This is a genomic window from Paenibacillus montanisoli (assembly GCF_003268025.1).
GTDB classification, from domain to species: Bacteria; Bacillota; Bacilli; order Paenibacillales; family Paenibacillaceae; genus Paenibacillus_Z; species Paenibacillus_Z montanisoli.
The window spans coordinates 237,214-260,306 of sequence record NZ_QLUW01000006.1 but is presented as its reverse complement, the minus strand read 5'-3'; the positions used below and the strand labels follow the sequence as shown (position 1 = coordinate 260,306).

General features: G+C 57.0%; 27 protein-coding genes. 9 read left to right on the top strand and 18 right to left on the bottom strand.

Features of this window, described 5'->3' with window-relative positions; translation table 11 throughout:
- Positions 1 to 2 precede the first annotated feature (2 nt).
- The 8 genes from tsaD to DL346_RS25970 all read right to left on the bottom strand — a co-directional run bounded on the left by tsaD (position 3) and on the right by DL346_RS25970 (position 5,729).
- Entirely contained in the window at positions 3 to 1,037 is a 1,035-nt protein-coding gene (gene tsaD, locus DL346_RS26005) for a tRNA (adenosine(37)-N6)-threonylcarbamoyltransferase complex transferase subunit TsaD (RefSeq protein ID WP_112885304.1), read from the bottom strand.
- Positions 1,018 to 1,524 (bottom strand): ribosomal protein S18-alanine N-acetyltransferase, encoded by a 507-nt coding sequence (gene rimI / locus DL346_RS26000; protein WP_276311585.1) that lies wholly within the window; start codon positions 1,522 to 1,524, stop codon positions 1,018 to 1,020. Before rimI ends, tsaD begins: the two co-directional genes overlap by 20 nt.
- Positions 1,511 to 2,371: a tRNA (adenosine(37)-N6)-threonylcarbamoyltransferase complex dimerization subunit type 1 TsaB gene (tsaB, locus tag DL346_RS25995; protein WP_240633425.1), complete on the bottom strand. Its 861-nt coding sequence runs from the start codon at positions 2,369 to 2,371 to the stop codon at positions 1,511 to 1,513. Before tsaB ends, rimI begins: the two co-directional genes overlap by 14 nt.
- A gap of 3 nt (positions 2,372 to 2,374) precedes the next feature.
- Positions 2,375 to 2,860: a tRNA (adenosine(37)-N6)-threonylcarbamoyltransferase complex ATPase subunit type 1 TsaE gene (gene tsaE / locus DL346_RS25990; protein WP_112885302.1), complete on the bottom strand. Its 486-nt coding sequence runs from the start codon at positions 2,858 to 2,860 to the stop codon at positions 2,375 to 2,377.
- 13 nt (positions 2,861 to 2,873) lie between these two features.
- Entirely contained in the window at positions 2,874 to 4,025 is a 1,152-nt protein-coding gene (gene thiL / locus DL346_RS25985) for a thiamine-phosphate kinase (RefSeq protein ID WP_240633424.1), read from the bottom strand.
- 228 nt (positions 4,026 to 4,253) lie between these two features.
- Positions 4,254 to 5,123, bottom strand: a complete 870-nt coding sequence (locus tag DL346_RS25980; RefSeq protein WP_112885301.1) for a YitT family protein — start codon at positions 5,121 to 5,123, stop codon at positions 4,254 to 4,256.
- 227 nt (positions 5,124 to 5,350) lie between these two features.
- Complete coding sequence (locus DL346_RS25975; protein WP_112885300.1) at positions 5,351 to 5,539, bottom strand: H-type small acid-soluble spore protein; 189 nt, start codon at positions 5,537 to 5,539, stop codon at positions 5,351 to 5,353.
- Between the two features lie 4 nt (positions 5,540 to 5,543).
- The gene (locus DL346_RS25970) at positions 5,544 to 5,729 is read right to left on the bottom strand and encodes a hypothetical protein (protein WP_112885299.1); all 186 of its coding nucleotides are present in this window, start codon (positions 5,727 to 5,729) and stop codon (positions 5,544 to 5,546) included.
- 135 nt (positions 5,730 to 5,864) lie between these two features.
- Between DL346_RS25970 and ku the strand changes: the two genes are divergently transcribed.
- The 3 genes from ku to ligD are packed head-to-tail and all read left to right on the top strand — an operon-like array spanning position 5,865 to position 8,740.
- Positions 5,865 to 6,803 (top strand): non-homologous end joining protein Ku, encoded by a 939-nt coding sequence (ku, locus tag DL346_RS25965; protein WP_112885298.1) that lies wholly within the window; start codon positions 5,865 to 5,867, stop codon positions 6,801 to 6,803.
- The gene (locus DL346_RS25960; protein ID WP_112885297.1) at positions 6,804 to 7,838 is read left to right on the top strand and encodes an ATP-dependent DNA ligase; all 1,035 of its coding nucleotides are present in this window, start codon (positions 6,804 to 6,806) and stop codon (positions 7,836 to 7,838) included.
- Positions 7,835 to 8,740: a non-homologous end-joining DNA ligase gene (gene ligD, locus DL346_RS25955; RefSeq protein WP_112885296.1), complete on the top strand. Its 906-nt coding sequence runs from the start codon at positions 7,835 to 7,837 to the stop codon at positions 8,738 to 8,740. Before DL346_RS25960 ends, ligD begins: the two co-directional genes overlap by 4 nt.
- Positions 8,741 to 9,667: 927 nt before the next feature.
- Here the strand turns inward: ligD and DL346_RS25950 are convergent.
- Both DL346_RS25950 and DL346_RS25945 read right to left on the bottom strand, forming a co-directional pair.
- Complete coding sequence (locus DL346_RS25950) at positions 9,668 to 10,150, bottom strand: hypothetical protein (protein WP_112885295.1); 483 nt, start codon at positions 10,148 to 10,150, stop codon at positions 9,668 to 9,670.
- A 242-nt stretch (positions 10,151 to 10,392) separates the two neighbouring features.
- Complete coding sequence (locus DL346_RS25945) at positions 10,393 to 11,331, bottom strand: aldo/keto reductase family protein (protein WP_112885294.1); 939 nt, start codon at positions 11,329 to 11,331, stop codon at positions 10,393 to 10,395.
- 173 nt (positions 11,332 to 11,504) lie between these two features.
- Here DL346_RS25945 and DL346_RS25940 point away from each other — a divergent pair, with 173 nt between their 5' ends.
- On the top strand, positions 11,505 to 11,837 hold the full coding sequence (locus tag DL346_RS25940; RefSeq protein WP_112885293.1) for a winged helix-turn-helix transcriptional regulator: 333 nt from the start codon (positions 11,505 to 11,507) through the stop codon (positions 11,835 to 11,837).
- A gap of 78 nt (positions 11,838 to 11,915) precedes the next feature.
- Here the strand turns inward: DL346_RS25940 and DL346_RS25935 are convergent, their stop codons facing one another.
- Together DL346_RS25935 and DL346_RS25930 are read right to left on the bottom strand one after the other, a co-directional pair.
- Positions 11,916 to 12,497: an RNA polymerase sigma factor gene (locus DL346_RS25935; RefSeq protein WP_112885292.1), complete on the bottom strand. Its 582-nt coding sequence runs from the start codon at positions 12,495 to 12,497 to the stop codon at positions 11,916 to 11,918.
- A gap of 90 nt (positions 12,498 to 12,587) precedes the next feature.
- Positions 12,588 to 13,721 carry a glycerate kinase gene (locus DL346_RS25930; protein WP_112885291.1) on the bottom strand — a complete coding sequence of 378 codons (1,134 nt, stop codon included), beginning with the start codon at positions 13,719 to 13,721 and terminating at the stop codon, positions 12,588 to 12,590.
- 100 nt (positions 13,722 to 13,821) lie between these two features.
- Between DL346_RS25930 and DL346_RS25925 the strand changes: the two genes are divergently transcribed.
- On the top strand, positions 13,822 to 14,511 hold the full coding sequence (locus tag DL346_RS25925; protein ID WP_112885290.1) for a Dph6-related ATP pyrophosphatase: 690 nt from the start codon (positions 13,822 to 13,824) through the stop codon (positions 14,509 to 14,511).
- A 63-nt stretch (positions 14,512 to 14,574) separates the two neighbouring features.
- On the opposite strand, the gene DL346_RS25920 is transcribed toward DL346_RS25925, so the two are convergent.
- Entirely contained in the window at positions 14,575 to 15,786 is a 1,212-nt protein-coding gene (locus DL346_RS25920; RefSeq protein ID WP_165822680.1) for a stalk domain-containing protein, read from the bottom strand.
- A gap of 101 nt (positions 15,787 to 15,887) precedes the next feature.
- Positions 15,888 to 16,505, bottom strand: coding sequence for a phosphatase PAP2 family protein (locus DL346_RS25915; RefSeq protein ID WP_112885288.1), 618 nt, complete (start codon positions 16,503 to 16,505; stop codon positions 15,888 to 15,890).
- Positions 16,506 to 16,623: 118 nt separating this feature from the next.
- On the opposite strand from DL346_RS25915, the gene DL346_RS25910 reads away from it, so the two are divergent.
- A complete protein-coding gene (locus DL346_RS25910; RefSeq protein WP_112885287.1) occupies positions 16,624 to 17,493 on the top strand; it encodes an SDR family oxidoreductase in 870 nt (289 codons plus the stop codon).
- Between the two features lie 23 nt (positions 17,494 to 17,516).
- On the opposite strand, the gene DL346_RS25905 is transcribed toward DL346_RS25910, so the two are convergent.
- Positions 17,517 to 18,359 (bottom strand): protein phosphatase 2C domain-containing protein, encoded by an 843-nt coding sequence (locus DL346_RS25905; protein ID WP_165822679.1) that lies wholly within the window; start codon positions 18,357 to 18,359, stop codon positions 17,517 to 17,519.
- A gap of 118 nt (positions 18,360 to 18,477) precedes the next feature.
- On the opposite strand from DL346_RS25905, the gene DL346_RS25900 reads away from it, so the two are divergent.
- Positions 18,478 to 18,885, top strand: coding sequence for a DUF1761 domain-containing protein (locus DL346_RS25900; RefSeq protein WP_112885285.1), 408 nt, complete (start codon positions 18,478 to 18,480; stop codon positions 18,883 to 18,885).
- Between the two features lie 63 nt (positions 18,886 to 18,948).
- Here DL346_RS25900 and DL346_RS25895 read toward each other — a convergent pair whose 3' ends face one another.
- The gene (locus tag DL346_RS25895; protein ID WP_240633423.1) at positions 18,949 to 19,224 is read right to left on the bottom strand and encodes a DUF6171 family protein; all 276 of its coding nucleotides are present in this window, start codon (positions 19,222 to 19,224) and stop codon (positions 18,949 to 18,951) included.
- A 7-nt stretch (positions 19,225 to 19,231) separates the two neighbouring features.
- Complete coding sequence (locus DL346_RS25890) at positions 19,232 to 20,728, bottom strand: alpha-N-arabinofuranosidase (protein WP_112885284.1); 1,497 nt, start codon at positions 20,726 to 20,728, stop codon at positions 19,232 to 19,234.
- 229 nt (positions 20,729 to 20,957) lie between these two features.
- Between DL346_RS25890 and DL346_RS25885 the strand changes: the two genes are divergently transcribed.
- Together DL346_RS25885 and DL346_RS25880 are read left to right on the top strand one after the other, a co-directional pair.
- Positions 20,958 to 21,311, top strand: coding sequence for a YmaF family protein (locus tag DL346_RS25885; protein WP_112885283.1), 354 nt, complete (start codon positions 20,958 to 20,960; stop codon positions 21,309 to 21,311).
- A 137-nt stretch (positions 21,312 to 21,448) separates the two neighbouring features.
- Complete coding sequence (locus DL346_RS25880; RefSeq protein ID WP_112885282.1) at positions 21,449 to 22,183, top strand: MOSC domain-containing protein; 735 nt, start codon at positions 21,449 to 21,451, stop codon at positions 22,181 to 22,183.
- A gap of 117 nt (positions 22,184 to 22,300) precedes the next feature.
- On the opposite strand, the gene DL346_RS25875 is transcribed toward DL346_RS25880, so the two are convergent.
- Positions 22,301 to 23,086: an ABC transporter permease gene (locus tag DL346_RS25875; protein ID WP_112885281.1), complete on the bottom strand. Its 786-nt coding sequence runs from the start codon at positions 23,084 to 23,086 to the stop codon at positions 22,301 to 22,303.
- Between the last annotated feature and the right edge of the window lie 7 nt (positions 23,087 to 23,093).

Here is a 23,093-nt window from a genome sequence, read left to right as displayed (position 1 = left end):
GCCTAACTCCGCACCGACCATTCTTCGAGCGACAGACCCGGCTCGGCCTTCATGTCCAGCGGCGTAAACTCGCCGCGCATCCACTTCAAATGCGCGGCGGCGCCGATCATCGCGGCGTTGTCCGTGCACAGCTTCATCGGCGGAATCAGCAGCGTGATCCCTTCTTCCTTGCAGCGCTCGGTCAATGCCGCGCGCAGCCCGCCGTTGGCGGCCACGCCGCCGCACAGCAGCAGCTGCTTGGCGCCGACCTCGCGGACAGCTCGCAGCGACTTGGTCACGAGCACGTCGATGACGGAGGATTGAAAGCCGCGGGCTAGAGCGGCCTCGCGCAGCGGCTCGCCTTTCATTTTGGCTGAATTGATAGCCGCTAGGACAGCCGATTTCAAACCGCTGAAGCTGAAGTCGTAGGAGTCCGGCTCCAGCCATGCGCGCGGCAGCTGAAATTCTTCCTCCGACTGCTGAGCAAGCCGGTCGATGTACGGCCCGCCCGGATACGGGAAATTGAGCGTCCGCGCCACTTTGTCGTACGCCTCGCCGACGGCGTCATCGCGGGTGCGTCCGATAATGCGGAACACCCCTTCGCTCTCCAGCACGACTAGCTCGGTATGCCCGCCTGACGCAACGAGCGCCAGGCACGGATATTCCATCTCGTGCACCAGCTGGTTCGCATAGATATGGCCGGCGATATGATGCGTGCCGATCAGCGGCAGATCAAGCGCCATTGCCAAGCTCTTCGCGGCTACAATCCCGACCAGCAGCGCGCCAACGAGTCCTGGCCCTTGCGTAACCGCAACGGAGGACAGGTCGCGGAACGTCGCCCCGGCTTCCCTCAGCGCCTGCTCCATGATGAGCGTTATCGATTCCACGTGCTTGCGCGAGGCGATTTCCGGCACCACGCCGCCAAAGCGCTGATGGGTGTCGATTTGGCTCGACACGATATTCGAAATAATCTCCTTGCCGCCGCGCACGATCGCGACCGCCGTTTCGTCGCAGCTCGTTTCCACGGCAAGAATCAGTTCATTTGTCGTCGTCATCATACAGGTGCTCCACTTCGTCGTAGGACGGCAATTCCGCCCACATGATGAGCGCGTCCTCCTTATTATCTGAATAATAGCCAGGCCGGATGCCGGACGGCTCGAAGCCCAGCTTTCGGTACAACCCCTGCGCGATGGCGTTGGTCACCCGTACCTCCAGCGTCATCCGCTTCGCGCCGAACAGCACGGCCGTGCGCATCAGCTCCACCATCAGCATCTCGCCCAACCCGTGGCCGCGGTACGGCTCGCGAACCGCCACGTTCGTCACGTGCGCTTCGTCCATGATCGTCCACATGCCGCCGTAGCCGATCACTTCTCCTTCATAATCCATGACCATATAGCGGGCAAAATGATTGTTGGTCAGCTCATTGACGAACGCTTCCTCCGACCATGGGGAAGTAAAGCTTTCGAGCTCAATCGCCACGATCGTCTTCACGTCAGCCATTGTCATCTGCCGGAAAACGAGCCGGTTCACATCAATGACCGTCACGCGTACCCGCTCCTTCCGTGGCCGAACCCGGGCCCTGACGCAGTGAGGCTGTACGCTCCTGCAGCTTCACTTCCGCCTCGGTCAGCTGCGTATAATTCGGGATAAACGTATGCGCTTCATCGGATTCCCCGGCAGCAAGCCGCGCCAGGCCGAGCGCGGCTACCGACCGCCCTTCCAGAACATATGGGATGCCGAGCACCTCGATGTCCGGAGACAGGCTCCGCAGCCTGTCAACCTCCGCTTGATGCAGCTGGAGCTCGCCGACCACCCAGATCGCAGCTGGCTTCGAAGCAGCCTCCAGCGAGCATGCGTCCGCAGCCAGCTTGTCTGCCCAATCGTTCATCATGCGGATGCCGTCTTTGGCCAAGCGCTTCCACGATCCCTGCGTAGAACCAGCGGCCTCGAATGAGGACGTATACACCTGGCCGCGCCGGGCATCCATGATCGGCACGATCCATACCGGACGGACCGTGACGCGGTTCTTCGCCGACTGCCAAGCCCCATAGCCGAGCGCTTCTAGGCTCGAAACGCCGACGAGCGGTTTCTGCCAGACCCAGGCTAATGTTTTGCCGACCGCAACCGCAATTCGCATGCCGGTATAAGAGCCCGGCCCTTGGCCGATCGCAATGCCGGCCAGTTCCTCCGGTTGAATCCCGCATTCCGTCAGCAGCGACTTTACGACCGATACCGTATGAACGGAATGGTTCCGTTCCGCCAGCGATTGAATGTCGCGCAGCACCTCATCGCCGCGCACGAGCGCCGCCGCGAGCGAAGCGGTCGACGTATCCAGCGCTAGCACGAGCAAGTCCTCCTTGCTGTCCGGCGCCCGCGTAATCATTTCACTCATCTCTTACTTGCTCCCATCTCTTGCCTGTAGTTGCCGGCACCAAGCCGCATACGGCATGCCGATCCCCGTTATCGTGATGCGCCGCTCTTCCCCGCCCAGATGGGCGATGTACAGCTGAAGCCGATCCGGCGGCAGCAGCGCCTCGATTAAGCTGGCCCATTCGACGATGGTGACGCCTTCGCCGAAGAAATAATCGTCCAGACCGAGCTCGTCCGCCTCTTGCTCGGAAAGCCGGTAAACGTCCATATGATAGAGCGGCAGCTCCGTGCCTTGATATTCTTTAATGATCGTAAACGTCGGACTGTTCACGACGCCTCGAACGCCGATCGCCGCTGCAAAGGCTTTCGAGAATCGCGTCTTGCCCGCGCCTAAATCGCCGTCCAGCGCCAGCACCGTTCCCGGTACCGCCAGCTCGGCCAGCTTTTCCGCCAAGCGTACGGTATCGGCTTCGCTCTCCGCCGTCCAGGTCCATTCGTAGCTTTCGTTCATAACCAAGCCGCTCCTAACCTCCGAAATGATTGTAGCCGCGCTTGGCGACTTTCTCCCGCACCGGCGAATAGCCTGCTCCTCGTCTTCCGCCAGCTTGCACGTGATCCAGGTCGCGGATCAAATCCACGCCCGGGCCGACTGCCTCCACCTCTCCGATGATGTACATCGGCAGGCCGGCTTCGGCCAGCTCGGCCTTGGCCGCCTGCGCATCGGCGGCCGCCATCGTGCCGAGCAGCACGTAGTCTTCGCCGCCGTAGAGGATCCACTCCAGCGGATCCACGCCGCAGTCATGCGCGTAAGCGGTCATGCTGCCGCTTCGCGGCAAGTCCGACTCGCGCAGCGCGATCGTCACGCCCGAAGCCTCGGCGATTTCCCAGGCTTCGCTGGCGAGCCCGTCGCTGACGTCGTTCAGCGACGTAACGGTGCCGCGCGCGGCAAGCATCCGCGCCGCGCGCACCGAAGGCGCCGGCCGGCGGTGCGCCTGCACCAGCGCGGCCATGCCGCCTTTGGCCGCCGGAGGCGGCCATAACGGCGGCGTCGCGCCCGTGCCGCCGCCAAGCGCCGCAAGCCCGCCGGAACCGCCGGCGGCTGCGGCGAGCAGCGCATGCAGACCGGCCGCGGCCATCCCCGCCGCTCCGGTCGCAAACACGGCGTCGCCGGGCACAGCCCCTGCCCGGCGGACCGCCTTGCCGGCCTCGACGGTACCCGTCACCGTCACGGCCAAAACCAAATGCAGCGGCGAACTCGTCGTATCGCCGCCAATCACCGCGACGCCGTAACGCTCGGCGCACGCGTACAACCCATCATAGAGCCGGCGCACCCTTGCCGGCTCCCACGCCTTCGGCACGCTGACGGACACCAGCGCATGCCGCGGCACCCCGCCCATGGCCGCGATATCGCTGATGTTCGCGGCAAGCGCCTTCCAGCCGATGTCCTCCGGCTCCATCGTCGCATCGTTGAAATGGACGGTCTCCACCATCGTGTCGACCGCCAGCAGCCACTCCAGCCTGCCGGCGTCTTTATCCGGCGGCATCCCGACGACGGCCGCATCATCGCCGATGCCGAGCACGACGCCTTGGCGCTCCAGCAGCAGCTGGCTCTGCCGGCCCTCGTTCCAATAGCGAATTCGCGCAAACTCGTCCAGCTTTCCCGCCTCCCGTTTCACGGCCGCCGGGCGCAGCCGGAGATTTACCGCTTCGTTGCAGCGATGATCATCGCTTCATTGAATCGTTGATAACCGCTTTTTTTATAGCGTTGATCAACGCTTCATTGTTGAGACTATTATATCGGTCAGCACGAAGAGCCGCAACAAAAGCAGGCAAGGCTGCGCTTTTTGACGCACAGCCTTGCCTGTCGTTGCCGTTCCATCGGGCAGCCCTTGTCTGGCTGGCCGCTAGTGAATGGCACGCTTCTTGAAGCGGCCGCCTTTGACGTCGTGAATGTTGCCTACCGCGAGGAACGCCGTCGGATCGACCTCCTGGACGATCGACTTCATCTTCGCTTCCTCCAGACGCGTGATCACGCAGAAGATGACCCGCTTAGATCCGCCGGAGAATGCCCCTTCGCCATGCAAATACGTGACGCCCCTTCCAAGCCGGCTCATAATCGCATCGCCGATTTCCTTGGCCTCCTTGCTGATGATCCACACCGATTTCGACTGGTCCAGACCTTCCAGCGTCACGTCGATCACCTTGAAGGCGATATAGTAGGCGATCAAGGAGTACATCGCGCTGTCCCACGAGAAGACGAAGCCCGCGCTGGCCAGAATGAAGAGATTGAAGAACATCACGATCTCGCCGACGGAGAACGGAGTTTTCTTCGTGAACAGAATCGCGATAATTTCCGTGCCGTCGAGCGAACCGCCCGAACGGATAACGAGACCTACTCCGATCCCGAGAATGACGCCCCCGAATACCGGTGCCAGAAACGGGCTGTAGGTGAGAGCCTTGACCGGGTGCAGCAGCGTCGTGCCGATGGACATAATCACTACCGCGTACAGGGTAGAGAAGGCAAAGGTTTTGCCGATTTGCTTGTAACCGATGATCAGAAACGGAAGGTTGAATAAGAACAAGAAAATACCGAGCGGCAAGCTGGATAAATGCGAAACGATAATCGAAATACCGACAATGCCGCCGTCAATGATTTTGTTCGGCACGAGAAAAATTTCCAAGGCGACGGCGACGAGCGCCGCGCCGATCGTAAGGACGATAATCCGCGTCAGCAGCCCGAGCTTGCTGAGCTTATCATGCTGTTTGCCCACCATATCTTTTCCCCCCTCAAATAAAGAAACGCAAAATTCACGCTTATTTATCCATTATACCCCATTTCGGGCTGAATTCCAATTATAAGCATGGCCTTACGTGGTTTATATTCGTTTATGTCTCTGAATCGTCAAATATCGATTGTTTCTATATGCAGCCCAGCTGGCCGTAAAAAGCCCCCGAACACAAATTCAGGTGTCCGAGGGCTTAGCTCCTATCCCGCCTGCGACTATTCGCCGCCTTCTTCCTCCAAACGGTCGACCGGTACGGTTTGCGTATTGTGCGGGTCGGAACCCACCTGCACCGTAGCCATGCCGTTTACTTCGTCCACATTTTCGATCCATACGGACTGTCCGCCCATATGTACCGTGATCGTTTCTTCCGAGCTGTAAATCTGCACCGCGCGTTTTGTATCCATCTTGTCAGTCCCTCATTTCTTGCTCCATGGTGTCCGTGGTCGACTCGGCGATCAGTCCGTTGTTCAGGGTGACCTGTCCGCCTCCCAACCCTTCATTCACCATCCGGTCGATGTCCATAAAATAGTCATCGCGGCCTTCATGCTGCTTATCGTTGCTGTTCCCAGTCGGAGAGTTGCCCGCTTCGGTCATGCCATATGCCTCCTTCAGATGATGATGTTGGTTCTTGCTACACGAAAATATGCCCGAATCGGCTTAGTTTCATGCATAACGGGAACACTGAAGTTAGAGGACTACGTTCCATTTTCAATATAAGGGGGAAAACGCATGCATACGGTTTGGAAAGGGGCCATCAGCTTCGGTCTCGTACATGTGCCGGTCAAAATGTTTTCGGCTACGGAGGATAAAGACATTTCGCTCAAAATGATCCACCGGGATTGCGGCAGCAACATTTCCTACATCCGCAAATGTCCGACCTGCGACGTCGAGGTCGATTGGGATGCGATCGTCAAAGGCTACGAATACGAGAAAGGCCGTTATGTACTGCTTGAGAAAGACGAGCTGGAGCAGCTGACCGGCGAGGCGACCAAAACGATTACGATATTGGATTTCGTCGCGCTTGAGGAGATCGATCCGATCTATTTTCAAAAAACTTATTACCTCTCGCCCGATCAGGCCGGCGGCAACGCCTATAACCTCCTGATGGAAGCGATGCGGCAATCGGGACGGATCGGCATTGCCAAAGTATCCATCCGCTCGAAGAGCTCGCTTGCCGCGATTCGGATCATAGACGATTGCCTGGCGATGGAGACGATCTTCTATCCGGACGAGATTCGGTCCGTCGATCAAGTACCGGGTCTGCCGGAATCCGTTAACGTCAACGAGAAGGAGCTCATGATGGCTCGCATGCTGATCGAGCAGCTCTCCACTCCGTTCGAGCCGTCCAAATATACCGACGATTACCGGGCGAAGCTGATGGACCTGATCCAGCACAAAATCGCCGGCGAGGACGTTCGCGTTGCGCCGGAGCAGCAGCGCACCAATGTGCTTGACCTGATGGCCGCGCTGCAGGCGAGCCTCGAGGCGGTCAAGCTTCCGCCGGACGCGAAGGGCGGGCTCGATACCGGCGCCGCCGCTGCGGCCTTGGCAAACGCGGGTGCCGGGGCGGCAGCCGGAGCCGCAGCGGCCGATGGCGGCAGCGAGGTCGTGGCGAAAGTGAAGAAGCCTCGCGCGCGCAAAACATCGAAGAAGGAAACGGTGTCTTAAATGATGGAGCAGCCGTTGTCCGAGGACTCGCTTGCCGAGTTGGACTTGCCTCATCGGAGGCATGATGCGCAGCCGCTTCCCTTGCCCGTTGAACCGATGGCCCCGCTGTCCGATGACGAACTTCCTATCGGCAGCGAGTGGGTTTATCAGCTGAAGTGGGACGGCGTGCGCATCCTGGCCAGACTGAACGGTTACGGGCAGGTGGAGCTGTTCTCGCGCAAACTGTATCCGAAGAACGGCACCTATCCCGAAATTTCCGCCCTATTGGAGTCAAAGGCCGGGGAGCTCGGCCTCTGTTTGCTTGACGGCGAGGTCGTCTGGTGGGACGGCGTTCGGCCGAATTTTCAGCAGGTGCTGAAGCGTGAACGCTCGTTGGGAGGGACGGCGTCTGCAACTTCCGCCTCCGCCCCGTCCCAGTCCCCGGCGTCCAAAGGCGGACTTGTCTATGTCCTGTTTGATCTGCTTGCCGATGCGAGCGGCGATCTCCGTCACCTTCCATATGAGGAGCGATACAGACGGCTGACGGAACTGTGTCCTTCCCAAGACCCGCGTTTGTTCGTGACCGATACGTTCCAGGATGGCGCCGCCCTGTGGGACTGGGTGCAGGCGAATAACTGGGAGGGCGTCGTCAGCAAGCGGGCGGACAGCGCTTACCGCGAAGGGAAGAAGCATCGCGATTGGCTCAAAAAGAAGACCGCGCTCGTGCTCGATGTCGACATTGTCGGGCTGAAATGGCGAAACGGCATCGTTGCAAGCCTCATCATGGACTACGAAGGCGGCTACCTGGGCAGCGTTTCGCTTGGCTTGAACGATGCGCTGCGCCGTGTATTGGCGTCGACGTTCAAGCCGCAGCATTCGCATCTTGCGGTCGTGGCATGCCCGTTTCCGGCGGTGCCTGACGATCTCAAGCGCGAGGACGTGCAGTGGCTGTCGCTGCCGTTTAAATGCCGGGTCACGGGCCTGGAGCTGACCTCCGCCGGGCAGCTTCGCCATCCGAAGCTCGTTACCTTCCTGCCGAAGGAGCCGCTGTCATGAGCCGGGCCGTGAAAGGAACGATTGTCATCGACGGCCAGGAGCTGACGGTGAGCAATCCCAACAAGCTGCTGTGGCCGGAGATGGGCATTACGAAAGCGATGTTTTTGGAGCGTCTGGCCGTGCTTTCGCCATGGCTGCTGAAACATTGTCAAGACCGGCTGCTAACGACGATCCGGTTTCCGGACGGGGTGGACGGCAAGTCCTTTTATCAGAAGAACTGCCCTTCTCCCGCTCCGCCGTTCGTCGAAACCGTGACCCGCGACAGCATCTCCTACGTCAAGCTGGCGTCGCTGCCCGTCCTGCTATGGCTCGGCAATCTGGCTTGTCTCGAATACCACGCTTCGTTCGACCGGGTCAGCGATCCCGAGCATCCGACGGAGTGGGTGCTTGATCTCGACCCGACGCTCGAGGAGGAACCCCGGATCATGGAGGCCGCGCTTCTGGTCGGCGATTTGCTGCGGTCTTTGGGCATCAACTCGGTGCCCAAGACATCCGGCGCTACGGGCGTGCAGATCATCGTGCCGCTGGTCAAGGATCTGACCTTCGACGAGCTGCGCCGTATCGGCGAATTTGTCGGCGCGTTTCTGGCGGATAAGCATCCGCGATTGTTCACGATCGAGCGTCTGAAGAAGAACCGCGGCGACCTGATTTACATCGACTATTTGCAGCACTACCAGGGCAAAACGATCATCGCCCCCTACTCCCCCCGCGCTCGCCGTGCCGCCAGCGTCTCGACGCCGCTCCATTGGGATGAGGTTCGCCGGAACGTCGCCATCACCGACTACCATCTGTTGAACATCGACGAGCGTCTGCAAAAAGAAGGCGATCTGCTCGACCGCGTTGCGCCTCAGTCGCTCCGCTCTATTTTGGATTTCATCAGCGGCAGCGGCGCGCGGCGGTAAGCTCATACGGCTAAACATTTGGGCGGTTAATCATATGTGCGGTTAACGAAAAGGAGAGCGGATATTTCCGCTCTCCTTTTGTTTAGGTGACATAATTTCGCCACTGCATCCGCCCTGCTCCGTCTCGCAGCTAACGAATCCAATAACGCTTAATCGTGATAAAAATGCGGTATTTTAACGCTAACGAATTCCAAAAGCCTTATTTGAGCAAAAACCAGCCTGCCGAGCCAAATAGAGCTTAAATAACGTTTCTGGAGTTCGTTAGCTTCGTCTGCATGGTGACTTCCCGGCAAATAAGCACTCCTGAATTCGTTAGCGTCGGCGCTATCAAGCCAAACCTAAACATCAAGCTTGCCGCTGATTCCAGCCTTCGATAGCAGCCTATTCGCAATCGACCAACTAATCGCTCTTTTTCTCGCTCAATAGCAGCATATCCGCCCCAGTTCCGCATCCACCTTGTCCAGCGCCACAAGCTTCGGTTTTTCCGACTCCTCAACCCCATTTTCCCGCCATTTCACCTTCGAGAGTCAGTTTTTCCGACTTTTAGTATGCGAATGGAGGGCAGATTTGTTAGTTCCAGCATCGAGCGTCGGTTTTTCCGACTCTCAGCCCCATTTCCCCGCCATTTCGTCTTCGAGAGTCGATTTTTCCGACTTTCAGCATGCGAATGGAGGGCAGATTTGTTAGTTCCAGCATCGAGCGTCGGTTTTTCCGACTCTCAACCTCATTTCTCCATCATTTCGCCCACGAGAGTCGGTTTTTCCGACTTTCAACATGCGACTTTCACCGGCTAGAAAATGCGTACCTCTAGGCACGCCACCATGCTGGGCGTACAACGAATAAGACCTCGGGATTTCTCCGAGGTCTTATTCGCTAAATATTGAGAAGACGCTATTTATATCCAGGGCGTCCCGTTTTTAAGGGATTTCATCCGTTCACTTCATCTTCATTATCAGATGCAAATCCAGCGTAATCCACGTTTACATTAGCAGAGGAAGAGCGATAGGAAACAATATAGCTGCCAGCTCGCATACCTTGCGGATAAGCGGTAAGGCTTCTCCATGTAAAAGATGTTCCCGGCTTTACCGTTTGTGTAAAATACACTTTGTTGGTGTCAACGTGAGTCACTGAAATAATGGCATCGCTTGTACCTTTATTATTAAAGTACAACTTTACATGCCCGTAACCACCCGGTACTACAAAAGAAGTGCTAGTGATTTTGGCACCGCTAGTATTACCAGACCATTGGTTCCCTATTACAAAGGGAGTAATACCAATGCGATCGTTAGTCTGATTTACCATTTGCGAGTTAGTTGTAGGTACCTCCCCAGATGCACCGACTATTGCTGGAACCGTCAAACTCGTAGCCAATGCTAAAGATAAAACGGTGAATTTTGCTTTCTTCTTCATGGTTTAACTCCCACTCTCTATGAAATTATTACTCTGGTTGGAGCCCTTTTCATCCCCAGCCTTGGATAAAAATGGCTACGAATAAAGTATCACATTATCTTGGAAGTGTCTACCAATTAATTATAAAATTTTGTTAATTATGCTAAAAATTATACATAATTCGAATCCCATCATAGAAGCGCGGCCTTGTCTAACCAAAAAAAGCCGGACCGGCCAAAGGCCGATCCGACTCCCCATTCCTATTATGCCAAAATCGTCTCGATGCGTGCCACGACTTCCTCGGACAGCTTGACGCCGGAAGCGCCGACATTCTCGACGACCTGCTCCGGACGGCTTGCGCCGACGATGGCGCTGGCCACGTTCGGCTGGCGAAGAATCCACGCCAGCGACAGCTGAGCCATCGTGATTTCCAACTCGGCTGCGATGTCGGACAGCGCGCGCACCTTCGCGAGCTTCTCTTCCGTAATGCCGTTACGCATCCAGTCCAGCTTCGTCGCGCGGCTGCCTTCCGGCAGGTTCGCCACCGACGTGTACTTGCCTGTCAGCAAGCCTTGAGCAAGCGGGCAGAACACGACTTGCGAGATGCCGTTCTTCTCGCCGTAAGGAATGACTTCCTTCTCGATATAGCGGTTGAACATGTTGTACTCCGGCTGGCTGACTACGATGCGGTCGAGCAGATAGCGATCCGCCGTGCCGAGCGCGTCGGCCATTTGCGAAGCCGTCCACTCGCTGACGCCCGCATACAGCACTTTGCCGGAGCGGATCAAGTCATCGATGGCGCGCAGCGTTTCATGCAGCGGCGTCTCTTGGTCGTAGCGGTGGCAGTAGAAAATATCGACGTATTCCAAGCCCAGACGCTTCAAGCTCGCATTCGCTTGCTCCATCACATGCTTGCGGGACAAACCGCGGTCATTCGGGCCATCGCCCATCGGCCAGAACGCTTTGGTCGCCAGCACGTAGGATTCGCGCGGGAATTGTTTGATGGTTTCGCCGAGCAGAATTTCCGCCGCGCCGCGCTCGTAAACGTTCGCCGTGTCGAAGAAGTTGACGCCGAGCTCATACGCCTTCTCGATCGCCTTTACGGCATTTTCGCGCTCTACGTAGCCGCCGTATGTAAGCCAGCTGCCCAAGCTGATTTCGCTGACCTTCAGTCCGCTTCCGCCTAGTTTTCTATAGTTCATGTTCCATACCTCCTATGGGATGAATGCTGTTGCCTCTTGCTGCCTTGGCCGACATAAACCCTATTCTAACGACATTATTATCAAATTTAAAGTAGTGAAATAAACATCATTATATTATACTTAATATATCTACTATACTTATCGTAACTACTAGACACTGGAGGGTGGTTCTGATGTCCGCTAACAATTATGTGCCGAAAGAACCGGCTTTTATCGAATGCAATATTGAAAAAACGCTAGATGTCATCGGCGGAAAATGGGCCTTTCTCGTGCTTCGCGAGCTCTTCTGCGAGAAGCGCCGCTTCGGCGAGCTCCAGCGCCTGATCCCTTCCGTCAGCCCGCGGGCGCTTACCAGTACGCTTCGCCACCTTGAGACCCAAGGGGTGCTCGAGCGACATGTTTATCCGACCGTCCCCGTCACCGTCGAATACTCGTTGACCCCTAAGGGCACCGATCTACATCAAATATTGCACGAAATGAAGCTCTGGGCAGCCAAGTGGACCTAAAAAAAGAGCAGGATCGTCACCACATGTGACAGACTCCTGCTCTTTCGTCTACCCGGGCACGAAAATAATTCGAAGGATCTACAGCTCGCCGGTCATCAGCGCCGTCGTCCAGCGGTCTACGGTAAAGGGAAGCGGCGCGGCGTTTCTCCTTTTGCCCATACGGCTTCGAGAAACGCCGGTCTCGGGCTGGCGCCCGCGCTTGCGGAGCGTCGATTTGGAACGGTGCAGCACCATTTTCACGGCGGGTACGGTGCATTGCAGCGCATCGGCGATATCTTGATACGAATAGTCGAACACCTCAGCCAGCAGCAGCATTTCCGTCTCGCGCGGGGACAGATGTTCCGCCATCCACTCCAGCATCCCCCGAACATTCGCGTAATTCGCGTCGTAATGAGGGAGCTGGAGCGCCTCGTCGATCGGCACGGTGGCGGCGCGGCGCCTGCGGTGAGCGTCGATCTGGATATTGCGCGCGATCTTGTACATCAGCGAACGGGGATGGTTAAGAATGCCGTTGTCCCGGTAATGCTTAAATGTCCGAAGCAGCGTCTCCTGAAGCAGATCCTCCGACTCCCATTTGGATGCGGTCAAATAATTGCAGTATGTCCGCACATGCCGGAGATGCGGCTTGATCGCTTCTTCGAACTCGGACCACGGCTTCATGCGTCCTTACCCCCTTGCTTTGTCATGATTCACCTGAACTGCCCTTAGTCTAACAGTCCATTGTGAACGCCATGTGAAAAAGAAAAGGATTTAGCATGAATGTTGCAGCAGCCGGAAAAGCTGGGCGGTGCAGGCCTCCGTCCAATCGAGCGTCTTCGCCATCGCTTCCTCTAGGCTGCAAGGCCCTGGCACGATCGAGAACGCGCTTGCCTTGCCTAGCCTTGCCAATTCTTCCGCAGGCAGCGCCCGCATCCCGCAGAGAATGATGACAGGGACGCCGAACGGCTCGGCAGTCCGGCAGACCCCAGCGGCAACCTTGCCCGACAGCGTCTGCTCATCCAGCTTGCCTTCGCCGGTAATGATGTAATCGGCTTCCTTGGCAGCCGCGGCGAAGCCGAGCGCTTCCATGACGACGTCGATGCCGGGCTTCATTGCCGCGTTCATAAAGCCGAGCAGGCCGGCGCCCATCCCGCCCGCCGCGCCGCCGCCAGGCACCGTCAGCACGTCAATGCCGCGTACGGCGCGAATCAGCTCGCCGTAGGTCCGCAGTCCTTCATCAAGCTTGGCGACCATGTCCGGCGTCGCCCCTTTCTGCGGGCCGAAGACGGCCGAGGCGCCTAGCGGCCCGCACAGCGGATTCGTCACGTCGCTGGCGATCGTGATTTGCGACGCCGACAACCGCGGGTCCAGTCCGGCGGCGTCTAATTCCGCCAGCATGGCCAAAGCACCGCCGCCCTCAGGGAGCGGCTGACCCTGCTTGTCCAGCAGCCGCAAGCCGAGCGCGCGCAGCATGCCGGAGCCGCCGTCGTTCGTCGCGCTGCCGCCAAGACCGATTATATACTTGCGGTAGCCGTGATCCAGCGCATGCTTCATCAGCTCGCCCGTGCCGCGGCTCGACGTCAGCATCGGATGCCGCTCCTCCGGCTTCAACAGCGGAAGGCCGGAAGCCTGCGCCATTTCGATGACGACGGTCTCGCCGTCGCCGAGCACGCCGTACGCTGCGGTCAACGCTCGACCGAGGGGGTCGGTTGCCTGTGCCTCGACACGCTTGCCCTTCGTTGCATGCACGAGGTTATCCATAATGCCTTCCCCGCCGTCCGCCAGCGGCAATTCAAGCAGCTCCGCCGCAGGCATCACGGAACGGATGCCGCGCGCAATGGCCGCGCAGAGCTCCCGCGCCGTTGCGGAGCCTTTAAATGAATCCGGCGCAATGACGATTCTCATCCCTTATCGACTCCTTGCCCAATTTTTCCTTATGCTGCTATTATAGCGTGCCTTATGCCATGTATAATACAATCATTCGTCTTTTGAGAGGGGATTCGGTATGGAAACGGCAATCGACTGGAGAAACGGCGCTAGAGGGCGCGATTTTGTCGCCTCGTTCAGCGGAGGCAAAGACAGCGCTCTTGCCCTGTATAAAGCCATGAAGGACGGAAGAGCGCTCGGACTGATCGTCATGCTGGAGGAGGAAGGGCAGCGTTCCCGTTCCCACGGTATGCCGACGGAGCTCATTCGCGCCCAGGCCGATGCCATCGGACTGCCTGTCTATATGGCGGCAGCAAGCTGGTCGGACTATGAAGCGCAGTTTCTGAGCCTTCTGGAGCAGGCCAAAGGGCAAGGAGCGGAAGCGCTGGTAACGGGCGATATCGAACGGACGCCTTATGGCTGCTGGCAGGACGAGGTTTCGAGAAAGGCCGGGCTGATGCTGGGGATGCCTCTGTGGGAAATGGACCATCGCGAGGCTGTCGAAGCGTTCATTGACCTTGGTTTCGTATCGGTCGTCGTAACGGTTAATTTATCGCTCGGGATGAGGGAGAACGATTTGGGGCGAACGTTGACCCATGAATTCATAAGTGAGCTTATCGCGCGAGGCATCGACCCATGCGGGGAAGGCGGAGAGTTCCATACGACCGTCATTGACGGGCCGATCTTCAGGCAGCCGCTTCGGGTGCGGCAGCTCGAGATTGTGAAGCACGGCGAATATGCCTTTTTGCCATTGGAGTTGGACAAGTAGAACGATAAATGAAAAAAAGGGCTGTCCCTAAGCCATTGGCTTCAAGGGACAGCCCCTAATCAACTATTCTTCTAAGTCGTTGTACAGTTCAGCCGAGCCCGGCAAAAGCAGCCATTTGCCTTCAACCTTTTGCAGGTTGTACAGATTGATCGATGTGACCGGCATCACTTCGCCGTCGAAAGTCACTTCGATCGTGTGCTGCGCAAGCAATGCAGCCTTGTCGCCTTCAAGCTCAACGATCGCGCTGCGGTCCACTTTCATGGTTAGCGTAACTTCTGTGTCCGCAAACAACTCTTCGATTTGGGCAACATCTTCATTGAAGCCTTCAGACCCCGGAACGAGCGTCGCTTTGTACGCGTTGATATCTTTTGCGTTTACAGCGTTGGCATTGGCTTGAATCAGAGCCTCGATTTCCGCTTTAGCCGCTGCATCCGGCGCCGCTAGTTCCTGCTTCCACAAACCGTCAACGTCCAGGACGCTGTTCGATAGCATTTCCACGTCGTAAATGACCCATTTGCCGTTTTCTTTGTGCATCGTATACAGCATTTCATTCTCGACATCCGCGAAGAAGCCGTTTTTGCCTTCTTCATTTACTTTAACGGATTGTTCAACGGTGTAAATAACCGCTTCCGTCGAAGAAAAAGATTGGATCGATTTTTCGCTGAACGTCGTCTTCGTTTGTACTTTCGAGAACAATTCTTCCAAACCGCTTTGTACCATCTCGCGAATCGGCGACATGGAATGGAACTGCGCCATGTACGCGTTCAGATCTTGCGCATCCTCCGCTGCCGTCAGCTTGTCCAGCACGCCGAACAATTCGGCTTTCTGCTGAGCCGTTGGCCCTTTGTCCACGATCGTGACGATTTTCTTCACGCCATCCCAGCTGACAATCTTGTCGGACAGCGTAGCGATGAAGCGAACGCCGACCATCGTGCGGCCGTTCAGCAGCTTCATTTCGCCGTTTACAGGCACCTTCTGCCCGTCAACGAGCGCCGTAGTGCCGCTTGGCTTCATTTCGATGCTGCGTGCAGGCGATTTCGCCTTGATCAGCTTCGTCGAAGCGTTATAATCGATGGAATAACCGAGCTTTGTGAAAAGCGTACGGAATTCCACGTAAGTTTTGCCATTCAGAAGAACGGGCGGTGTAGGAAAAATAACCCACTCTCCATTTAGTTTGACTTTAATCGTCTGACTTGCGGTTGCTGCTGAAGCCGTGCCCGCCAATGCCGCAAATACGACCAGCACGGCAAGAATCGCGCTTAACCAACGTTTCATGTGAACCCTCTCTTTCATCTCTCAAAAAATAGAATCATTACCTTCTAATAGTATACGAGACTCCAGAGGCTGACAATCATCCAAATGTTAACGAATGCGCGTTATTTCCCGGTGCGCGCCCAGCTCCGGAATAACCGGATGCACAGCGCCACCCAGCACGCGCTTACCCAGTAGCCGGCTAGTATATCCGACGGATAATGAACGCCGAGATAGATGCGGCTGAGGCCGATGCCGATAATCATCGCAGCGCTGAACAACAGCAGCGCAATACGCCAGCTTCTTCTGGGAATGTGCCGCCAGAGCAGGTATGTAATAAGAAAATAAAACGTAAAGGACGACATCGAATGACCGCTCGGATAGCTGAACCCTTGCTGCTCCACGATCCGGTGAATGTCCGGACGAGCTCGATGATAGATCGACTTAAGCAAGCTGTTGAGCAGCGTCGAACCGAGCAAGCCTCCCAGCAGCAAGACAAGCTCTTTACGGTGCTTCAGCACGATGAACAAAATAATGGCAATGACGAGCACGGCCGGAATGAAAATCGAGGAAGACCCGATTTTGGATAACACCTTCGCAATGGCAGTCAGCGTATCGTTCTCTTGACCTTGAACCGCTGAAATGATTGCCTCATCAAACCGTTTTAATTGATTATGGGACACGAGCATAGACAGCCCTTGAAACCCCGCGATTGCGAGAATAAGCAGGATCAACCACAGCATAAAGGAAGCGACCTCCGGATTAGGAATGAAAATGAAATTTTCTGCTTAGCTGACCGGGGTTGTCAGTCAATACAGGGTAGACTGTTCGTAGCGAACAAAAAAGGAGTAGATGAAAGCTATGAAACCGCTTGAAGGAAAAGTGGCCGTAGTCGCCGGGGCGACGCGCGGCGCCGGCCGCGGCATCGCCGTCGCGCTCGGCCGTGCCGGCGCAACCGTCTATGTCACCGGCCGCAGCGTCCTGGGGAGCTTGTCGGATATGGGCCGCAGCGAAACGATCGACGAAACGGCGGAGCTCGTCTCGGCAGCCGGCGGCAAAGGCATCGCCGTTCGCACCGACTTTACGGTGGAAAGCGACGTCCGAGCGCTGTACGACCGAGTGGCCGAAGAACAGCAGGGGCGGCTCGATATTCAAGTGAACGACATCTGGGGCGGCGATCCGCTCACCGTTTGGAACGAACCGTTCTGGGAGCATTCGCTTCACGACGGACTGCTCATTCAGAAGCGCGGCGTCCATACGCATATGCTAGCCAGCTATTATGCGGCGCCGCTCATGATCGCCCGCGGCTCCGGTTTAATCATTGAAATCACCGACGGCAACGACTACCGCTACCGAGGCAACCTCTATTACAGCTTGGCCAAGATTTCCGTCATTCATCTCGCGCAGGCCATGGCAGCGGATCTGCGGCCGCATGGCGTGGCAGCGGTTGCCTTAACGCCGGGCTTCCTTCGTTCCGAAGCGATGCTGGACCATTTCGGCGTGACGGAAGCGAACTGGCGGGACGCGGCGGCGCAGGACCCGCATTTCCTGCAGTCGGAAACGCCTGCTTATGTCGGCCAGGCTGCCGCGGCGCTCGCCGCCGATCCGAACGCGCTGCAGCGAAGCGGCCAAGCGCTGACCTCCTGGGACTTGGCGGAAGAATACGGCTTTAGCGACGCGGACGGCAGACGGCCTCATTGGGGGCGGTACGCTGCGGAGCACGGGTTCTGAATTTTAGCTTTGGCTTCGAGGGGTTACAGCTCGATCCAAAGCGCGGTTTTATCGTCGGATTTCTTCACGCGCGGATATCGCGTGCAGTCCGGGTCGGATTCCTCCAGTTCCGTGAGCCACTCGATATAGCGCGGCAGCCCCTTCTCGCGGACGAGTCCCGCAATCTCGCCGGCACTGTCCTTGTCCGGCTCGCCCGGAAGCTTCGGCATGTAGAGCCCATCGGTGAAGAGCAGCAGCGCCTTCACGTTCGTCCGGCTGATCCGGCCGAATTCCGCGTGGTCGGGAAACGCCGGATCGCCGTTTATGACGCCGTAACCGTCATCGGTATTGGCCAGTTGCCGGCCTTTCCTTATGGTCGGCATGCTATATTCGAACAGCTCCGCCCTGCTCGTTAGTCCGGCGGCAATGCCTTCGGCCCATACCGCTTTCGTACGGTCGTCCACATGCGCCAGCTGATCGTTCGTGACAATGCGGATCGACCTGTCCGCGTAATAGACGGCGAGCATGCAGTCGCCGGCTTGCGCAAACTCGATCCATTTGGGTGATACCCGCACCAAGGCGACGCAAGCGGTCCACAGCTCTTCCTTTCGCTGCGGCGAGATGCCCGCTTGCACCATCGCGGCACGGAGCGAGTCGTTGGCGCTGACGAGCAGATCCATCAAGCTGTCCGCCGAAGCGGCTTCATTGCACGTGCTGGCCACAAGCTGAGCGGCCAAATAGCCTCCCGACTCTCCGCTTGGTCCGCTGTATGGCACGAGCGAGGTTGCGCCGTCGATGACGCCGTAAAGCTGCAGGGCATCGTTGAGGATGATGGCATCCTCGTTCCATGTGCCGACCCCTTTTATAGAAGCTGACGTAATGTTCATGTCGTCCCTCCAACTATTGGATTCGTTTCCATCGTAATTACTGGCGGTAGATTTTAGCATATGATAGACTCCAGATAAAGGCAATGAAAAACACGAATCTAGTTGCGGGGGCGTTCATTTGGTTGATTTTGCGGAGGTTAATTATCTAGCTGTACTGATCGCGACAATCGTTACGATGGTGCTTGGGTTTCTATGGTACTCGCCGGTTCTCTTCGGCAATGCGTGGATGAAGCAGGTCGGGCTAAAGAAAGAAGACGTATCCGGCGGCCATGCAGGCACGTATGCGTTAACGGCGTTCACGGCGATTATCGGCGCGTTTCTGCTCGCGCTCGTGCTCACGATTACAGGCGAAGATCCTACCGTCTCGGCAGGTTTAACGGTCGGACTCATTGTCGGGCTTATGGTTTCGGCCAAGATCGGCATGAACTACTTGTTCGAGGGACGCTCGCTGCTGCTGTTTCTCATCACCGCGGGCTACCACCTGGTCACTTTCGTGCTGACTGGGCTTATCATCGGCCTAATTTGAAACAAAAAAAAGACCCGAATCGGCGCTTTCTGCCGGTTCGGGTCTTCTTATGCGGAGCGGCTGCTACTGCCAGCGCGATCCCTTCGGATGCGGGCACTCCTTTGCAGCCAGCTTCGCCCGCACCCGGACGAAGCAGCCGCAGTGCGCGCAGGTTGTGCCGTATTGCAGCGAAGGGCATTCGCCGCATATGTCGAGCCGGGCCGCATATTGCGCATCCGGGACGCAGTCGCCGGGATGCAGCGCGAGCTTGGCCAGTATCCGCTGCAGCTGCTCTTCATCGGCGTGTACGGAGGCGCTGCACCCTTTGCAGCCTTCCCGCTTCGTCATTTCAGCGTGCATTGGCGCCCTACCCTACGCGCAGCACGGCTACCGATGCCGGCGGCAGCGTCACGGCGATCGTCCCGTCAGCGTTTTGTTCGATAGCCGTCAGCTCCGTCGGTGACACCTGTTCCGGCTGTTCAAACGAATTATGCGCGTTCAAAGCACCGCCTTGCAGCAGCGTTCCGCTGAACTTGAGGCCATTATCGGGCTGACCCGCAAGCCCTCGCAGCTCGAACTTCAGTTCCGCCGGCTCGTCATGGCTTAGATTGCACATGCTGATATGGATCAGGCCGTCCTTGCCGCGCGAAGCCGATACGCTCGTCTGCGGAATCGATGAGCCGCCTGCGCTGTAGTCATCCGCTTGGTGGCTGACGTCCAGCGCCTCCGCATCGTGGTGAACCTGAAACATGTCGAAGACATGGTAGGTCGGCGTGAGCGCCATCCGCGCGCCTTCGGTCAGCACGACGGATTGCAGCACGTTGACGGTTTGGGCAAGGTTCGCCATCCGCACGCGGTCGCAGTGCTTATGGAAAATATGAAGCGTGGCCGCGGCGACTAACGCGTCGCGCATCGTATTTTGCTGATAGAGGAAACCGGGGTTCGTTCCCGGCTCGACGTCATGCCAAGTGCCCCATTCGTCCACGATCAGGCTGATCCGCTTCTGCGGGTCGTACTTGTCCATAATCGTGCTGTGCTTCTTCAACAGCTCGTCCATGACCAGCGATTTGCGAAGCGTTTCGAACCACTCCGATGTCTCGAACTCCGTTGCCGAGCCTTTATGTTGCCAGTTATGCGTGATCGTATAATAATGGAGCGTCAGCCCGTCCATATAGCGTCCCGCTTCGCGCATCAGCACTTCCGTCCAGTTGTAATCGAAATCGCTCGCGCCGCACGCGATGCGGAAGATCCGGTTGCCGCCGTAATTGCGCACGTACGTCTGATAGCGTCTGTACAGGTCCGCGTAATATTCCGGCCGCATATTGCCGCCGCAGCCCCAGTTCTCGTTGCCTACGCCAAAATAGCTCACCTTCCACGGCTCCTTGCGCCCATTGGCCGCACGCTCATTCGCCATCGGCGATTCCCCGTCGAAGGTCATGTACTCCACCCACTCCTGCATTTCCTGAACGGTTCCGCTGCCCACATTGCCGTTAATGTAAGGCTCGCAGCCAAGCAGCTCGCAAAGCAGCAGAAACTCATGCGTGCCAAAATGGTTATTCTCGACAACGCCGCCCCAGTGCGTGTTGATCATCCGCTTGCGCGTTTCCCGCGGCCCAATGCCGTCCCTCCAATGATACTCATCGGCGAAACAGCCGCCAGGCCAGCGCAGCACGGGAAGGCTCAGCTTTCGAAGCGCTTCCAGAACATCGTTGCGGATCCCCTTCGTATTGGGAATGTCGGAATCCTCGCCAACCCAGATGCCTTCATAAATACAGCGGCCTAAATGCTCGGAGAAATGACCGTAAATATTGCGGTTAATGCTGCCTGTGACGCGGTCCGTGTTAATGACGGTGACGTTTGCCATGCGGGTGAACCTCTCCTTTGGATATCGTTTTGAATTAATAAAAATATTAATCAGTAAATAAAATAATTATATATCCTATTAAACACGAAGACGATCTGTTTTTCAATGCTAGATTGGAGCTTGAACGCAGCAGGTACAAATGCCTTACCTGTCAAATGCCCCAGAACATCCTTTATACAGCCGCAATAGCATATGGAGAAGTCACCTTACTAAGGGAGGCAGGCAGCACATGAAAAAGCGCACATTCAGCAAAGTGACGAAATGCCGGAGAGCGCAGCGGCATGACCATGAATTTGAAGGCAGCACCAAATTGGCCGAGGAAGGCGATGACCGCCATAACCATCGATTCGCGGGAGTGTCGGGGCCAGCGATCAAAAGAGGTAGCAGCCACGTCCATGAAATCGACCTCACTCGTACCGATTTCTTCGGGCACTTTCATCAGCTGAAGAAGATTACGACCGGACCCGCCATTAAGGTCGGCAACGGGAAGCATGTCCATTTTGTCAAAGGCGCGACAACGTTAGCCGACGGGCATGTGCACCAGTTCAACTTTGCCACGCTGATTGATTCGCCGCTAACCTAATTTGGACGCCATACGAAGCGCCGGCCTAGCCGGCGTTTGTTGTTTTGTGACAGATGGACGAGCGCTGGCTATAATGGATAGAAATGGACAACCTTATGCCATACCAAATTTACTGGAAGAAAAGAGGATTTTCCGTGATGCAAACCCGTATCGGCACCCTTGCGGCGTTGAACCGCTATCCCGTTAAATCGTTCGGAGGCGAAGCGCTGCAAAGCAGCCGGATTGAGCCGTACGGCTTGTACGGCGACCGCTCGCACGCCTTTATCGATGAGACGAAAGAAGGCTGGGACCGTTATTTCACGGCCAGAACCGCGCCTGCAATGCTGCGCTACAAAGCGGCCTTAAGCGTAGAAGAACCTGGCGAGTCCGCGCATTTTCCCGGGCTGCGCATCACCGCGCCGGATGGACGCGCCATGCAGTGGGACGATGCCCTTTTGCAGGAAATCCAGCCTTACTCCCGGCAGAAACTGACTTTGCTTGCGCATACGCCGCAGTCGCTTGATCTGCTTGCCGTTGATACAGCCAGCGTCCTCATCATCACCGATTCGTCGCTTCGCAAGCTCGAAGCGATGTGGGGCAAGCCGCTTGACCCGCTGCGGTTCCGGGCGAATATGCTGATCACGCTGGAAGACGGAGCCTCCGATGAAAATGGATGGCTTGGCAAGCAGCTGACTATAGGCAGCGCGCGGCTGCAGGTCGATGAATGTTGTGAGCGGTGCTCTCTTATTACTGTAGATCCGGCTTCGCTTGAACGCGACCCCTCGCTTTTGAGGACTGTGAACGAACGGCTTCAGCTGAACTTCGGCGTTTATGCTTCAGTCAGGCAAACGGGGGACGTACGAGTCGGCGATGCCGTTTATTTGATGGACTAGTTTGCGTACGACGTTGCGTCATAGTATAGGATAACTCTCGTGAGGGGGGAAACGCCGCTGAGAGCACGTTTTCGTGCTCTCAACATACGGCAACAGTTCCCTCATCTTGAACTCCCCCTAAGACCCGGTCGACCGGTAATGCCGGACGCCGACGCGCCAGACGAGCAGGCAGGGCACAAGGAACAGGAAGCCGGCAAGCGGAATCAAAGCATACATTGGATGCCCTCCGCCCCCATCCCGCTCCAAAATATAAAGCAGCGGCAAGTAGTTAAAGCAAGCGAACGGAATGACGAAGGTGAACACGCGCTTCACCCACTTTTGATAGATATTGAGCGGATACGAAGTCATCTCCCGCCCGCCGTCCGTGAAAATATTCGCGATTTCCAGCCCCTGCACCGTCCAAAAGCTGACTGACGCGGCGAGAATGAAGATTGCCAGAAAAATAACGATCCCGCTCACTACCATCAGCACGAGCGTCATCATTTTGAGCAGCGTCCAATCGACCTCAATGTTAGAAGCAGCCCATACCAGCATGGCGGCGCTTAGCAGCAGCCGGCCGAGCCGGGCGAACTCGAACCTCGAGCCGAAAACTTGCACGACGGTGCTGCGCGGACGAACGAGCAAACGGTCGAAGTCCCCGCTTATCACAAGGCTAGAGAACACATCAAACCCGCGTCCGAACACCTCGGCGCAAGAGAACGCCAACTGCGTCACTGCAAAGCAAAGCGCCACCTCATAGAAGCTCCATCCCCGCAGCTGCCCGAACCGTTCAAACATGAAGTACAGCCCGGCAAACGTCGTAAACGGCGTTAAGCATTGCCCCAATGCCAGCAGCAGGAATGAAGCGCGGTATTGCATCTGCGATTTCATGATCATTTTCATATATTTGAAATAAAGCCGCATAAACCCC

What these genes read in the sequence shown, in the direction of transcription:
- tsaD (WP_112885304.1), bottom strand. Translation starts at nt 1,037, where the DNA reads ATGATGACGACGACAAATGAACTGATTCTTGCCGTGGAAACGAGCTGC.
- tsaB (WP_240633425.1), bottom strand. Translation starts at nt 2,371, where the DNA reads ATGAGTGAAATGATTACGCGGGCGCCGGACAGCAAGGAGGACTTGCTC.
- tsaE (WP_112885302.1), bottom strand. Translation starts at nt 2,860, where the DNA reads ATGAACGAAAGCTACGAATGGACCTGGACGGCGGAGAGCGAAGCCGAT.
- DL346_RS25980 (WP_112885301.1), bottom strand. Translation starts at nt 5,123, where the DNA reads ATGGTGGGCAAACAGCATGATAAGCTCAGCAAGCTCGGGCTGCTGACG.
- DL346_RS25975 (WP_112885300.1), bottom strand. Translation starts at nt 5,539, where the DNA reads ATGGATACAAAACGCGCGGTGCAGATTTACAGCTCGGAAGAAACGATC.
- DL346_RS25970 (WP_112885299.1), bottom strand. Translation starts at nt 5,729, where the DNA reads ATGACCGAAGCGGGCAACTCTCCGACTGGGAACAGCAACGATAAGCAG.
- ku (WP_112885298.1), top strand. Translation starts at nt 5,865, where the DNA reads ATGCATACGGTTTGGAAAGGGGCCATCAGCTTCGGTCTCGTACATGTG.
- DL346_RS25960 (WP_112885297.1), top strand. Translation starts at nt 6,804, where the DNA reads ATGATGGAGCAGCCGTTGTCCGAGGACTCGCTTGCCGAGTTGGACTTG.
- ligD (WP_112885296.1), top strand. Translation starts at nt 7,835, where the DNA reads ATGAGCCGGGCCGTGAAAGGAACGATTGTCATCGACGGCCAGGAGCTG.
- DL346_RS25950 (WP_112885295.1), bottom strand. Translation starts at nt 10,150, where the DNA reads ATGAAGAAGAAAGCAAAATTCACCGTTTTATCTTTAGCATTGGCTACG.
- DL346_RS25945 (WP_112885294.1), bottom strand. Translation starts at nt 11,331, where the DNA reads ATGAACTATAGAAAACTAGGCGGAAGCGGACTGAAGGTCAGCGAAATC.
- DL346_RS25940 (WP_112885293.1), top strand. Translation starts at nt 11,505, where the DNA reads ATGTCCGCTAACAATTATGTGCCGAAAGAACCGGCTTTTATCGAATGC.
- DL346_RS25935 (WP_112885292.1), bottom strand. Translation starts at nt 12,497, where the DNA reads ATGAAGCCGTGGTCCGAGTTCGAAGAAGCGATCAAGCCGCATCTCCGG.
- DL346_RS25930 (WP_112885291.1), bottom strand. Translation starts at nt 13,721, where the DNA reads ATGAGAATCGTCATTGCGCCGGATTCATTTAAAGGCTCCGCAACGGCG.
- DL346_RS25925 (WP_112885290.1), top strand. Translation starts at nt 13,822, where the DNA reads ATGGAAACGGCAATCGACTGGAGAAACGGCGCTAGAGGGCGCGATTTT.
- DL346_RS25920 (WP_165822680.1), bottom strand. Translation starts at nt 15,786, where the DNA reads ATGAAACGTTGGTTAAGCGCGATTCTTGCCGTGCTGGTCGTATTTGCG.
- DL346_RS25915 (WP_112885288.1), bottom strand. Translation starts at nt 16,505, where the DNA reads ATGCTGTGGTTGATCCTGCTTATTCTCGCAATCGCGGGGTTTCAAGGG.
- DL346_RS25910 (WP_112885287.1), top strand. Translation starts at nt 16,624, where the DNA reads ATGAAACCGCTTGAAGGAAAAGTGGCCGTAGTCGCCGGGGCGACGCGC.
- DL346_RS25905 (WP_165822679.1), bottom strand. Translation starts at nt 18,359, where the DNA reads ATGAACATTACGTCAGCTTCTATAAAAGGGGTCGGCACATGGAACGAG.
- DL346_RS25895 (WP_240633423.1), bottom strand. Translation starts at nt 19,224, where the DNA reads ATGCACGCTGAAATGACGAAGCGGGAAGGCTGCAAAGGGTGCAGCGCC.
- DL346_RS25890 (WP_112885284.1), bottom strand. Translation starts at nt 20,728, where the DNA reads ATGGCAAACGTCACCGTCATTAACACGGACCGCGTCACAGGCAGCATT.
- DL346_RS25885 (WP_112885283.1), top strand. Translation starts at nt 20,958, where the DNA reads ATGAAAAAGCGCACATTCAGCAAAGTGACGAAATGCCGGAGAGCGCAG.
- DL346_RS25880 (WP_112885282.1), top strand. Translation starts at nt 21,449, where the DNA reads ATGCAAACCCGTATCGGCACCCTTGCGGCGTTGAACCGCTATCCCGTT.
- DL346_RS25875 (WP_112885281.1), bottom strand. Translation starts at nt 23,086, where the DNA reads ATGCGGCTTTATTTCAAATATATGAAAATGATCATGAAATCGCAGATG.